The organism is Actinomycetes bacterium (assembly GCA_036510875.1).
Classification (GTDB): domain Bacteria; phylum Actinomycetota; class Actinomycetes; order Prado026; family Prado026; genus DATCDE01.
The window spans coordinates 36,826-48,802 of record DATCDE010000110.1 but is presented as its reverse complement, the minus strand read 5'-3'; the positions used below and the strand labels follow the sequence as shown (position 1 = coordinate 48,802).

General features: G+C 73.1%; 16 protein-coding genes and 1 tRNA gene. 10 read left to right on the top strand and 7 right to left on the bottom strand.

Annotated features, from left to right (window positions below; translation table 11 throughout):
• A partial coding sequence (locus VIM19_06490; GenBank protein ID HEY5184544.1) for a hypothetical protein occupies nucleotides 1-85 on the top strand: 85 nt, incomplete at its 5' end.
• A gap of 87 nt (nucleotides 86-172) precedes the next feature.
• Here the strand turns inward: VIM19_06490 and VIM19_06485 are convergent.
• Nucleotides 173-258: transfer RNA gene (locus VIM19_06485), tRNA-Leu, on the bottom strand.
• A gap of 114 nt (nucleotides 259-372) precedes the next feature.
• On the opposite strand from VIM19_06485, the gene VIM19_06480 reads away from it, so the two are divergent.
• The gene (locus tag VIM19_06480) at nucleotides 373-1,698 is read left to right on the top strand and encodes a M20/M25/M40 family metallo-hydrolase (GenBank protein ID HEY5184543.1); all 1,326 of its coding nucleotides are present in this window, start codon (nucleotides 373-375) and stop codon (nucleotides 1,696-1,698) included.
• A gap of 19 nt (nucleotides 1,699-1,717) precedes the next feature.
• Here VIM19_06480 and VIM19_06475 read toward each other — a convergent pair whose 3' ends face one another.
• Nucleotides 1,718-1,903, bottom strand: a complete 186-nt coding sequence (locus VIM19_06475; protein ID HEY5184542.1) for a DUF5703 family protein — start codon at nucleotides 1,901-1,903, stop codon at nucleotides 1,718-1,720.
• A gap of 53 nt (nucleotides 1,904-1,956) precedes the next feature.
• On the opposite strand from VIM19_06475, the gene VIM19_06470 reads away from it, so the two are divergent.
• Nucleotides 1,957-2,199, top strand: a complete 243-nt coding sequence (locus VIM19_06470) for a hypothetical protein (GenBank protein HEY5184541.1) — start codon at nucleotides 1,957-1,959, stop codon at nucleotides 2,197-2,199.
• 3 nt (nucleotides 2,200-2,202) lie between these two features.
• Here VIM19_06470 and VIM19_06465 read toward each other — a convergent pair whose 3' ends face one another.
• Nucleotides 2,203-3,141, bottom strand: a complete 939-nt coding sequence (locus VIM19_06465; protein ID HEY5184540.1) for a hypothetical protein — start codon at nucleotides 3,139-3,141, stop codon at nucleotides 2,203-2,205.
• 14 nt (nucleotides 3,142-3,155) lie between these two features.
• A complete protein-coding gene (locus tag VIM19_06460; GenBank protein HEY5184539.1) occupies nucleotides 3,156-4,139 on the bottom strand; it encodes an aldo/keto reductase in 984 nt (327 codons plus the stop codon).
• A gap of 70 nt (nucleotides 4,140-4,209) precedes the next feature.
• Between VIM19_06460 and VIM19_06455 the strand changes: the two genes are divergently transcribed.
• Together VIM19_06455 and VIM19_06450 are read left to right on the top strand one after the other, a co-directional pair.
• Entirely contained in the window at nucleotides 4,210-5,259 is a 1,050-nt protein-coding gene (locus VIM19_06455) for an LLM class F420-dependent oxidoreductase (GenBank protein HEY5184538.1), read from the top strand.
• A complete protein-coding gene (locus VIM19_06450) occupies nucleotides 5,256-6,074 on the top strand; it encodes an undecaprenyl-diphosphate phosphatase (protein ID HEY5184537.1) in 819 nt (272 codons plus the stop codon). Before VIM19_06455 ends, VIM19_06450 begins: the two co-directional genes overlap by 4 nt.
• A 49-nt stretch (nucleotides 6,075-6,123) precedes the next feature.
• Here VIM19_06450 and corA read toward each other — a convergent pair whose 3' ends face one another.
• On the bottom strand, nucleotides 6,124-7,098 hold the full coding sequence (gene corA / locus VIM19_06445) for a magnesium/cobalt transporter CorA (protein ID HEY5184536.1): 975 nt from the start codon (nucleotides 7,096-7,098) through the stop codon (nucleotides 6,124-6,126).
• A 56-nt stretch (nucleotides 7,099-7,154) separates the two neighbouring features.
• Here corA and VIM19_06440 point away from each other — a divergent pair, with 56 nt between their 5' ends.
• Genes VIM19_06440 through VIM19_06420 form a run of 5 tightly spaced genes read left to right on the top strand, consistent with a single transcriptional unit; the run spans nucleotide 7,155 to nucleotide 10,801 of the window.
• Nucleotides 7,155-7,835 carry a histidine phosphatase family protein gene (locus tag VIM19_06440; GenBank protein ID HEY5184535.1) on the top strand — a complete coding sequence of 227 codons (681 nt, stop codon included), beginning with the start codon at nucleotides 7,155-7,157 and terminating at the stop codon, nucleotides 7,833-7,835.
• Between the two features lie 28 nt (nucleotides 7,836-7,863).
• Nucleotides 7,864-8,442, top strand: a complete 579-nt coding sequence (locus VIM19_06435) for a DUF3090 domain-containing protein (protein HEY5184534.1) — start codon at nucleotides 7,864-7,866, stop codon at nucleotides 8,440-8,442.
• A gap of 37 nt (nucleotides 8,443-8,479) precedes the next feature.
• Entirely contained in the window at nucleotides 8,480-9,205 is a 726-nt protein-coding gene (locus VIM19_06430) for an SCO1664 family protein (GenBank protein HEY5184533.1), read from the top strand.
• 25 nt (nucleotides 9,206-9,230) lie between these two features.
• Complete coding sequence (mshC, locus tag VIM19_06425; GenBank protein ID HEY5184532.1) at nucleotides 9,231-10,457, top strand: cysteine--1-D-myo-inosityl 2-amino-2-deoxy-alpha-D-glucopyranoside ligase; 1,227 nt, start codon at nucleotides 9,231-9,233, stop codon at nucleotides 10,455-10,457.
• The gene (locus VIM19_06420) at nucleotides 10,454-10,801 is read left to right on the top strand and encodes a hypothetical protein (protein ID HEY5184531.1); all 348 of its coding nucleotides are present in this window, start codon (nucleotides 10,454-10,456) and stop codon (nucleotides 10,799-10,801) included. Before mshC ends, VIM19_06420 begins: the two co-directional genes overlap by 4 nt.
• On the opposite strand, the gene VIM19_06415 is transcribed toward VIM19_06420, so the two are convergent.
• A complete protein-coding gene (locus tag VIM19_06415; GenBank protein ID HEY5184530.1) occupies nucleotides 10,744-11,070 on the bottom strand; it encodes a hypothetical protein in 327 nt (108 codons plus the stop codon). The two genes, VIM19_06420 and VIM19_06415, sit on opposite strands and share 58 nt — an antisense overlap.
• 3 nt (nucleotides 11,071-11,073) lie before the next feature.
• On the bottom strand, nucleotides 11,074-11,946 hold the full coding sequence (locus VIM19_06410; GenBank protein HEY5184529.1) for a PAC2 family protein: 873 nt from the start codon (nucleotides 11,944-11,946) through the stop codon (nucleotides 11,074-11,076).
• Nucleotides 11,947-11,977 lie beyond the last annotated feature (31 nt).

The following is an 11,977-nucleotide window of genomic DNA, read 5'->3' as shown; positions in this document are numbered from 1 at the left end:
GTCACCCGAAGCCCTGATCGCCCTCGCGATGCTCGCTCTGGGAGGTTACCGACCCTCATTGCCAGGAAGAACCGCCCACGGATGAGTCACAAGAGCCGAAAAAAGCGGTAGATGGACGGTAGATGAAACCGGTCTGCGCCTGCATCGTCGCAGGTCAGAGGCCTAAAGAGGGTGTCCGAGGGGGGACTTGAACCCCCACGCCCGATGAAGGGCACTAGCACCTCAAGCTAGCGCGTCTGCCTATTCCGCCACCCGGACAAGGGCCATGAACCGCTCGTGCGGCCAGCAGAGGTTACCAAAGCCGGGCCGTCCCGCCGAACCCTTGGTCGGGCCGCTTGCCCCTGACACATCCCCTCAAGCAAGGATGTCCCCGTGACCGACCCCACCCCGCACCGCACCGCCGAGGACGAGGTCGTCGACCTCTGCAGCGAGCTGATCCGCATCGACAGCACGAACTTCGGCGATGGCACCGGGCCGGGGGAGCGCCCGGCCGCCGAGTACGTCGCCGAGCGGCTGGCCGAGGTCGGCCTGGACACCACGATCGTCGAGAGCGGGCCCGGCCGGGCCAACGTGCTGGCCCGGATGGAGGGCAGCGACCCCTCCCGGCCGGCGCTGCTCATGCACGGCCACCTCGACGTGGTTCCCGCGGACGCCGCCGACTGGGCGGTGCACCCGTTCAGCGGGGAAGTCCGGGACGGCTACGTCTGGGGCCGCGGCGCGGTGGACATGAAGGACATGGACGCGATGATTCTGGCCGTCGTACGGCAGCGGATGCGCGAGGGACGCCGGCCGTCCCGAGACGTCGTCCTCACCTTCCTGGCCGACGAGGAAGCGGGTGGCCGGGCCGGCGCGCACCGGCTGGTCGAGACGCACGCGGACACCTTCGACGGCGTCACCGAGGCGGTGGGGGAGGTCGGCGGCTTCTCGCTCACCGTCGGCGAGGGACGCCGGCTCTACCTCGTGGAGACCGCCGAGAAGGGCCTGGCCTGGATGCGGCTGACCGCCAAGGGTCGGGCCGGTCACGGGTCGATGATCAACGACGACAACGCGGTCACCCTGCTGGCCGAGGCCGTGGCGAGGCTCGGCCGGCACGACTTCCCGGTGCGGATGACCGACACCGTGCGCCGGCTTGTCGCCGAGCTGTCCGACGCCCTGCAGATTGACCTGGGCGAGGACGAGGGGGACCTCGAGGCCGTCGTCAGCAAGCTCGGCCCGCTCGCCACGCTGATCGGCGCCACCCTGCGCAACACCGTCAACCCGACCATGCTGGACGCCGGCTACAAGGTGAACGTCATCCCCGGGCAGGCACAGGCGCAGGTCGACGGCCGGTTCCTGCCGGGGTACGAGGAGGAGTTCTTCGCCACGGTCGACGAGCTGCTCGGCCCGGGCGTCACACGCGAGTTCGTGGTGCATGACGTGGCGCTGGAGACCGCGTTCGAGGGGTCGCTGATCGACGCGATGCGGGCCTCGCTCACGGCCGAGGACCCGGCCGGCCGCCTGGTGCCGTACATGCTCTCCGGCGGCACGGACGCGAAGGCCTTCGCACGGCTGGGAATCAAGGGGTACGGCTTCGCACCGCTGCAGCTGCCACCGACACTCGACTTCGCGGCCCTGTTCCACGGCGTGGACGAGCGGGTGCCGGTGGACGCGCTGAAGTTCGGGGTGCGGGTCCTCGATCGGTTCCTCGACCTGGCTTGACCCCGCGCCGCGCGGCGATTCAGGCGGTGCGCCGGACCCGGATGATGCGCCGGCGCAGCCAGACCCGCCGGCGGCCGTCCGGGTACAGCCGCAGCCGGGCCAGCTCCCAGCCGCCATACTCGGCCTCCTCCGTCAGCAGCGCCCGGGCAGTATTGCGGGACGTGCCGCGCGGCAGGGTGACCTCACGCAGCTCGTACTCGGTCACGCTGTGGTCCCTTTCATCGCACCCATGGTGCCGCACCGGGTACCGTCCGGGGCATGACCAACGCGCAGGACGTCCGAGAGCTACTGGCTCACCTCACCGAGGCACTCGAGGCGCACCTGGACGCGGTGGAGGGCAGCACGGGTGAGAACGACCCCGGTGTCGCCGCCGCGTTCGACGAGGTCCACGACGCCTTCCTCGCGTACGAGGAGGCGCTGTACGACGTCCACGACGAGGTCGTGCCCATGAGCATCGTCGAGGACGAGGGCGAGGAGGAGGACCCGCTCACCGAGCTGTGAGCCTCAGGCCTCGGCCAACATCCCGGCCAGCAGGGTGACCCGCTGCGGGGTGACCGCGGTCGCGACCGCTTGCGGCAGGGCCGGACCGACCGCCGTCACCACCGACAGGTGCGTCGTCGCGAGCAGCGCCAGCTCGTAGACCATCGCCCGGGAGACCACCCCCGCGGTCTCCGCCCCGAAGCAGCCGACGATGGCCGCCCACCGCTGCGCCGCCCAGGCCGCCTCGTGCAGCCCGAACACCGAAGCTCCGGTCCCGTCCAGCGCCTCGGCGAGCGCCCGGGTTCCGGCGTCCCCCCGGTGCAGCGGCGCGAGGACGGCGATGTCCGCGGCCGCGACCCCGAACGACCCGGGGATCGAGTCGCTGACCAGCTGCCGCGCCCGCCGGAGCACGGTCGCGTCGTCGGCGCAGGGGACCACCACGAGCGAGCGGTCCGCCGGGTCGGCCGGCGGCAGCTGCCCGGCCCGCACCGCCGCGGCGAGTCGCCCGAGCGTTCCCGGGCCGGTCGTGGCCGGGCGGAGGTCGCGCACCTGGACCTCGCCCCATGCCAGCAGGTCGCGCAGCACCGCGCCCGGATGCGGTCCGGGCAGCCGATCGGGGTCACCGGCCAGCAGTACCGGGACGTCCCCCGGCACTGACTGCAGCAGCCCGGCGAGCTCGTCGAGTGGCCGTCGGTCCACCCGGTCCACCACGAACGCCTCCGCGCTGTCCGGGACGTCGCCCAGGACGACGGCCACCCGCCCCTCCGCGGCCAGGCCCTGCAGCTCGACGGCGACGCCCTCCTCTGCGCTGGCCAGGCCCTCGAGGGCCAGCAGCCCGCCGGCGTCCACCACCCGGCCGGCGGACAGCGCGTCGTCCACCGAGCCCTGGTCGAGCGCAGCCAGCACCACGTCGGTGCGCACGGCAGTGTGCCCGTCCAGCGCGGCCCGCTCGAGCAGCCGCACCAGGTCGTCGGCGCTCAGCGCCCGGTCCCCGCGTCGTCCGGGTAGGCCAAGGTGGGCTCGGACACCTCGTCGAGCACGTCGCGGATCTCCTGCGGCAGCACCAGGTCTTCGACCTGCAGCGAGCCGCGCAGCTGAGCCGCGGTGCGGGCTCCCACGATGGGCGCCACCACGCCGGGCCGGTCTCGCACCCAGGCCAAGGCCACCTCGAGCGGCGCCAGCCCGAGGCCCTCCGCCGCGGTCGCGACCGCCGTGACCACGCGGGCCGCGTCGACCTCCAGGTACGGCTCGACGAACGCGGCGAAGTGCGGCGAGGCGGCCCGGGAGTCGGCGGGGGTGCCGGTGCGGTACTTGCCGGTGAGCACGCCCCGACCCAGCGGCGACCAGGGCAGCACGCCCAGGCCCAGCGCGGTGGCCGCCGGAAGCACCTCGCGCTCGATGCCGCGCTGCAGCAGGGAGTACTCCATCTGGGTCGCGACCAGCGGGGTGCGCCCCGGCCAGGCGGTCTGCCAGGTCGCGGCCCGCGCCGTCTGCCAGCCGCTGTAGTTCGAGATGCCCAGGTAGCGGACCTTGCCGGAGGCCACCGCTTCGTCCATCGCAGCAAGGGTCTCCTCCAGCGGCGCGGAGGCGGACCAGGTGTGCACCTGCCACAGGTCGATGAAGTCGGTGCCCAGCCGGCGCAGCGACGTCTCCAGGTCCCGCAGCAGGCCACGGCGGGACGTGTCCACCCGACGGGTGCCCTCGGGGAAGGTGATGCCCGCCTTCGTCGCCAAGACCAGCTGGTTCCGGGGGACGACGTCGCCGACGAGGGTGCCCAGCACCGTCTCGCTGGCGCCGTCCCCGTAGCCCACGGCGGTGTCCACGAGCGTCCCGCCGGCCTCGACGAAGGCGGCCAGCTGGTCGCGCGCCTCGTGCTCGTCGGTGTCGCGGCCCCAGGTCATCGTGCCGAGACCGAGCCGTGACACCAGCAGCCCACTGGTCCCGAGCCTTCGCTGCTCCATGGTGCCGAAGGCTACCCAGCCCACCCCGATAGAGTCGTGGCCGACCACCGAACGGCAGGCGGGAGCCGTCATGAAGCTGGGGCTGAACCTGGGCTACTGGGGGGCCGGCAACGACGCCGAGAACCTCGAGCTGGCCCGCGAGGCCGATCGCCTCGGGTACTCGGTCGTGTGGGCTGCGGAGGCCTACGGCAGCGACGCAGCGACCGTGCTCAGCTGGGTCGCCGCGCAGACCGAGCGGATCGACGTCGGCTCGGCGATCTTCCAGATCCCCGGCCGGACTCCGGCCCTCACCGCGATGACCGCGGCTACCCTGGACACGCTGTCCGGCGGGCGGTTCCGGCTCGGGCTGGGTGTGTCCGGCCCCCAGGTCTCCGAGGGCTGGCACGGCGTCCGGTTCGACAAGCCGCTGGCGCGCACCCGCGAGTACGTCGAGATCGTGCGGATGGCGCTGGGCCGCAAGGTGGTGCGGTACGACGGGGAGTTCTTCACGCTGCCGCTGCCGGACGGCCCGGGCAAGGCGCTGCGGTTGACCGTGCACCCGGTGCGCGAGCACCTGCCCGTCTATCTGGCCGCGGTGGGCCCGAAGAACCTCGAGCTGGCCGGTGAGATCGCTGACGGCTGGCTGGCCATCTTCTTCAGCCCGGAGCACGCGGCTGAGGCGCTGGACCACCTGCGGGCCGGACGGGCCAAGGCGGGCAAGGACCTCAGCGACTTCGACGTCGTCCCGACCGTCCCGGTCGTCGTCGGCGAGGACCTGATGGCCTGCGCCGAGCCGGTGCGTGCCTACTCCGCGCTGTACGTCGGGGGCATGGGCAGCCGGGAGAAGAACTTCTACAACCAGCTGGCCGTCCGGATGGGCTTCGGCGAGGCCGCCGCGCAGGTCCAGGACCTGTACCTGCGGCGCGAGTACGCCGCAGCCGCGGCCGCCGTCCCGTTCGAGTTCATCGACCAGACGGCGCTGATCGGGCCCAAGGGGCGCATCGCCGAGCGGCTGGTCGCCTACGCGGCCGCCGGGGTCACCAACTTGTCGGTGGCCTCCTACGCCGGGACGCTCGACGAGCGCAAGGCCACCCTGCGCACCGTGCTGGAGGCACTCGAGCTGGCCGGGCTCGCGGAGTGAGCTGGCTGCAAGCCGTCGTCCTGGGGCTGGTCCAGGGACTCACCGAGTTCCTGCCGATCTCGTCGACCGCGCACCTGCGCATCGTCGCCGAGCTGGCTGGCTGGGCCGACCCGGGGGCGGCGTTCACCGCGGTGACCCAGATCGGCACCGAGACCGCCGTGCTCATCTACTTCCGCAAGGACCTGGTCCGGATCGTCTCGACCTGGGCGCGCTCGCTGGTCCGCCCGCAGCTGCGCGGCGACATCGACGCCCGCACCGGCTGGTACGTCATCATCGGCACCCTGCCGATCGCGATCCTCGGCTTCTTGTTCCGCGACCAGATCGAGACGGTGGCGCGTGACCTGCGGCTGATCGCCGCCATGATGATCGTCGTCGGCGTGGTGCTGTTCGTGGCGGACCGGGTGGGTCGCCGGGCCAAGACGCTGGCCGACCTCGGTGCCCGTGACGGCGTGGTCTTCGGGCTGGCCCAGACCTGCGCCCTGATCCCCGGCGTCTCCCGCTCGGGCGGCACGATCTCGGCCGGACTGTTCCTCGGGTACACGCGGCCGGCGGCCACCCGCTACGCGTTCCTGCTCGCCGTCCCCGCCGTGCTCGCGTCCGGTCTCTTCGAGGCACTGAAGATCGGCGGCACGAGCGCGACGGCGTGGGGCCCGACCCTGCTGGCCACGGTGATCGCGTTCGCGGTGGGCTACGCGGTCATCGCCTGGCTGATCCGCTACGTCGCCACCAACTCGTTCCTGCCGTTCGTCATCTACCGGATCGGCGTGGGCGTGCTGGTCTTCGTCCTGCTCGGCACCGGCACCATCACCGCCTGACTTGCCAGGGTGAGGACGACGCATACGTCGTCCTCACCCTGACAGACAGTCAGAGCCAGCCGCTGCGCTTGAAGGCGCGGTACAGGCCCAGGCAGATCGCGACCATGACCGCCATGACCAGCGGGTAGCCGAACGCCCAGTGCAGCTCGGGCATGTGCGAGAAGTTCATCCCGTAGATGCCGGCGATCGCGGTGGGGACGGCGAGGATGGCCGCCCACGAGGTGATCTTGCGCATGTCCGAGTTCTGCCGCAGCCCGACCTGGGCCAGGTGCGCCTGCAGGATGCTGGACAGCAGCAGGTCCATGGACTCGATCTGCTCGGCGACCCTCGCCAGGTGGTCGGTCACGTCCCGGAAGAACGGGCGCACCTCCTCGGGCACGAACGCCAGCCGGGAGCCTTGCACCTGCTGCAGCGCCTGGGCCAGCGGGCTGGCAGCGCGCCGCAGCTCCAGCAGCTCCCGCTTGAGCGTGTAGATCTGCTCGAACGCGTCGGAGAAGTGCTGTGAGAAGACCGCCGTCTCCAGCCCGTCGAGGTCGGTCTGCAGCGCCTTGGCGACGTCGAGATAGGTGTCGACCACCGCGTCGGCCACGCCGTAGAGAACGGCGGCCGGCCCGTGCGCGAGCACCTCCGGATCGGCCTCCAGCCGCTGCCGGACGGCGCTTAGCTCCTGGCCCACCCCGTGCCGGACGGTCACCACGAAGTCGGTCCCGACGAACAGCGCGACCTCGCCGGTCTCCACGGCGGACGTGGCATCGTCGTAGGTCAGGGTCCGCAGCACGACGAACAGGTGGTCGCGGTAGGTGTCCACCTTGGGCCGCTGGTGGGCCTGGACGGCGTCCTCGACGGCCAGCTCGTGCAGCCCGAACACCCGCGAGACGCCGAGCAGGTCGGTCTCGGTGGGCTCGAGCAGACCCATCCAGACGAACGCGGACGGGTCGTGGCGGGCCTCCGAGGCCAGCCGCAGCACGTTGCGCGTCTCCTCTGCGCGGGAGCCCTCCCGGTACAGCGCGCAGTCGACGATCACCCGTGCATTCTGCCGCCGCCGGTCCGTGCCGGTCCCCGACTCACTAAGTTGCACGGGTGACCACGCTGCTGCTCGTCCGCCACGGCCGCACCGCGGCGAACGCCTCGGGCGTGCTGGCCGGCTGGACCCCGGGCGTCGACCTGGACGACACCGGCCGCGCCCAGGCCGCGGCGCTGGCCGAGCGGCTGCGCCCGGTCCCGCTCGCCGCGCTGGTCACCAGCCCGCTCGAGCGCTGCCGGCAGACCGCCGCCGCTCTGCTGGATGGTCGCCCGTCCCCGGCGGCCGAGGTGGATGCCCGGCTGGGCGAGGTGCGCTACGGCGACTGGACCGGCCGCGAGCTCAAGCTGCTGGCCAAGGACCCGCTGTGGGCCGCGGTCCAGGCCCATCCCTCCTCGGTGACCTTCCCCGGCGGAGAGTCGCTGCGCGCCATGCAGGCCAGGGCCGTCGACGCGGTCCGCGAGCACAACGCACGGCTCGGGCCGGACGCCGTGTGGGCGGCCGTCAGCCACGGTGATGTGATCAAGGCCGTCGTGGCCGACGCTCTGGGGCTGCACCTGGACCAGTTCCAGCGCATCGTCGTCGACCCGTGCTCGGTCACGGTGATCAGCTACGCGCCGCTGCGGCCGTTCGTCGTCCGGGTCAACGACACCGGTGGCCCGCTCGAGCCGTTCGTGCCCAAGCCCAAGCGTCGCCGCCGCGCCAGCAGCGACGCCGCGGTGGGCGGCGGCAGCGGCTGAGGCAGCGACCCGCCGTTAGGGTTGAGGCATGCCGCAGGTCTTCGACTTCGACCCACCGGACCGGTTCGTCGTGGGCACCGTGGGGGAGCCCGGCCAGCGCACGTTCTACTTGCAGGCCAGCGGCGCCGGGCGGGTGACCAGCGTGGCCCTGGAGAAGCAGCAGGTGGCCCTGCTCGTGGAGCGCACCAACGAGCTGCTCGACCAGGTGCGCGGCGCCGGGATCACTGCCGTGCCGCCGTCCGCCCCGCCCGAGCTGGACGACCGGGCGCCGCTGGACACCCCGATCAGCGAGGAGTTCCGGGTCGGCACCTTGACCCTGGCGTGGGACGGCGACACCGAGCGGCTGGTGATCGAGGCGTTCGCGGTCGAGGACGCCGATGCCGAGGGCACCGATGCCGAGGGCACCGAGGACGAGGGGGAGGGCATCCCGACCCCGCCGCGGACCGACGTGCTGCGGGTGCACCTCACCGGATCGGCAGCCCGCGCCTTCGCCCAGCGCGGCCAGGCCGTGGTGGGCGCGGGACGGCCGCCGTGCCCGTTCTGCGAGCTGCCGCTGGACCCGGCCGGCCACCTGTGCCCGCGGCAGAACGGTCACCGGCGCCGCTAGCGGGCACGACGCCACGACAGCCGTCAGACTGGGGCCCATGAGCGCGCTGGTCCCCTCGGTCGAGCAGACCTTGCGGCTGCTGCGCGACGGTGAGCTCGAGGTGCAGGGGCGCCTGGTGGAGGCGTCCAACGCCACTCTGTACTGCACCGTGACCCTGGACGGCGAGACCGCGACCTGTGTGCACAAGCCGGTCGCGGGGGAGCGGCCGCTGTGGGACTTTCCCGACGGCACCCTCGCCGCGCGGGAGGTCGCCGCCTACGAGGTCTCGGTCGCCACCGGCTGGGACCTGGTCCCCCCGACCGTGCACCGAGACGGCCCGTTCGGGCCGGGCATGTGCCAGCTGTGGGTGGACGTCGACGAGACCGTCGACCTGGTGCAGCTGGCCCGCAGCGACCGGCGCGACCTGCGTCGGCTGGCCGTCCTCGACGCGGTGATCAACAACGCCGACCGCAAGGGCGGGCACCTGCTGCCCACCCCGGACGGCCGGGTGTACGGCGTGGACCACGGGGTCTGCTTCGCCGCCGACAACAAGCTGCGCACCCTGCTGTGGCAGTGGAGCAACGACCGGCTGCCGGCCGAGGCGGTGGAGGTGCTGCGCCGGCTGCGGGCCGACCTGGATCGACAGCTGGGCGCTCGGCTGGGGGAGCTGCTCACCCGCAAGGAGCTCCAGGCCACCCGGCGGCGGGTGGACCGGCTGCTCAGCACCGGCCGGTACCCACAGCCCGGCAGCGACTGGCCGGCCGTCCCGTGGCCCCCGTTCTGATCGGCCCACCGTAGGCTCACCCCTCGTGGAGTCCTGGAGCGCGCCCGCCGTCCCCTCGCTGCCCGGGCAGGGCCCGCCGCTGCGCCTGCACGACACCGCCACCGGCGAGCTGCGCCCCATCGCGCCCGGGGCGACCGCCCGGATGTACGTCTGCGGGATCACCCCCTACGACGCGACCCACCTGGGCCACGCCGCCACCTACCTGGCCTTCGACCTGGTCCAGCGGGTGTGGCTGGACGCCGGCCACGAGGTCCACTACGTGCAGAACGTCACCGACGTCGACGACCCGCTGCTCGTCCGCGCGCTGGAGACCGGCCAGGACTGGCGTGACGTCGCCGCCCGCGAGACCGAGGTGTTCCGCGGGGACATGACCGCGCTGCGGGTCATCCCGCCGCGGGAGTACATCGGCGCGGTCGAGGCGATCCCGCTGGTCGTCCGGCTGATCGAGCGGCTGCGCGAGCAGGGCCACGTCTACGACGTCGGCGGCGACCTGTACTTCCCCGTGCACGCCGACCCGCGGTTCGGCGGGGTCAGCGGGCTGGACGACGCGACGATGGTGTCGCTGTTCGCCCAGCGCGGCGGCGACCCGGACCGACCGGGCAAGAAGCACCCGCTGGACTGCCTGTTGTGGCAGGCGGCCCGACCGGACGAGCCGGCCTGGGACTCCTCGCTCGGGCACGGCCGACCGGGGTGGCACATCGAGTGCACCGCGATCGCCTTGCACCACCTGGGCAACGGGTTCGACCTGCAGGGCGGCGGCAGCGACCTGGTGTTCCCGCACCACGAGATGTGCGCCGCCGAGGCGCACGCGGTCACGGGGGAGTGGCCGTTCGCGCGCAGCTTCGTGCACGCGGGCATGGTGGGGCTGGACGGCGAGAAGATGTCCAAGTCCCGGGGCAACCTGGTGTTCGTCTCCCAGCTGCGCCGTGACGGTGCGGACCCGATGGCGATCCGGCTGGCCCTGCTGGCGCACCACTACCGAACCGACTGGGAGTGGCACCCCGAGGCCCTCACCGAGGGGACCGCGCGGCTGGAGCGGTGGCGCGCCGCCGTGGCCACGACGTCCGGCCCGGACGCCGGACCGGTCGTGGCCGCGCTGCGCGAGGCGCTGGCCGACGACCTGGACGCCCCGCGGGCGCTGCGGGCGGTGGACCGTTGGGTCGAGCAGGTGCGGCTCGCACAGGGCAGCGCCGCGGCCGCCCCCGAGGAGATCCGGCGGGCGGTCGACGCCCTGCTCGGGGTCGCGCTGTGACCCATGGCTCGGCGCTGTCGCAGCTGCTCGAGGAGCGGCTGGCCGCGGCGACCGCCGTGCTCGCCGCCGCCGCGGGGGACTCGACGCTGTGCTCGATCGGCCGGTCCGGCCGCGGCCACCCCGGGGTGAAGTACCCGGAGGGCCAGGTGGCCGCCCTGCGCGAGCTGCGGCGGGCGCTGTCCGGCGACCCCGAGCACCCGGCCGAGGTGCTGGCCCGGGTGCGGGGCGGCTGGGCGAAGGACCTGGCCCGGCGGACGGCGGACGACCCGGACTCGAACTGGGCGGTCTACCGCGAGGGCGGCGTGGACGCCCTGGACGCGCTGTCCACCGACCCGCCGGCCTGAGCCGCCTCGGCGTCCGCGGCGCCCAGCACGGCCTGCCGCTCCCGCCACAGCAGCACGAGCGCGAACACCAGGCCGGCCACCCCGGGCAGGTCGCTCACGGTCAACCCGTTGCTGTGCGAGAACGGGACCAGCGTGGGGCCCTCGCGCGCCACCGGCACCCTGGCCCAGACCAGTGACAGCACGAGCAGCACCCACTCGGCGCGTGGTACGCCACGTAGGACCGCCCGCAGCGTCAGCGCCATCATCAGCAGGTAGCCGACGGCCAGCAACGGTCAGCCCCGATCGAAGCCTTTGTCCGGGCCCTCACTGGCCCGGCGCTTGAGGTACCGCTCGAACTCCAAGGCGATCGCGTCGCCGCTGGCCTCGGGCAGCTCGGCGGTGTCTCGGGCCTCCTCGAGGGTGCGCACGTACTCGGCGACCTCGTCGTCCTCCGCGGCCAGCTCGTCGACACCGCGCTCCCACGCCACCGACTCCTCGGGCAGGTCACCGAGGGGGACCGGTACGTCCAGGAGGTCCTCGACCCGCCGCAGCAGCGCCATCTCCGCCTTGGGGCAGGGCGGCTGCCCCACGTAGTGCGGCACCGCTGCCCACAGCGACACGGCCGGCAGCCCGGCCCGCGCCCCAGCGGCCTGCAGCACACCGACGATCCCGGTGGGCCCCTCGTAGCTGGACTCCTCCAGGTCGAGGGCGCGGGCCAACCCGGGGTCGGTGACCGTGCCGGTCACCGGGACCGGACGGGTGTGCGGGGTGTCCGCCAGCAGCGCGCCGAGCGTCACCACCATCTCGACGCCGAGGTCCGCAGCGACGGCGAGCAGCTCGTCGCAGTACGAGCGCCAGCGCATGCTCGGCTCGACACCACGGACGAGCACGACGTCGCGCGTCTGGTTCGGCAGCCGGGCGACCGAGATCCGGGTGCCCGGCCAGCTGATCCGCCGGACGCCGTCGGTGTCCAGCTCGATGTGCGGCCGGTTCACCTGGAAGTCGTAGTAGTCCTCGGGGTCCAGCTCGGCGATGACCTCGGCCGACCAGACGTCCTCGAGGTGCTCGACCGCCGCCGTCGCGGCGTCCCCTGCGTCGTTCCAGCCCTCGAACGCGGCAATCAGCACCGGGTCGGTGAGCTCGGGCAGCTCGTCTAGCTCGATCACCCCAGACCTCCCGGTGGCTCTCGTCGTGGAC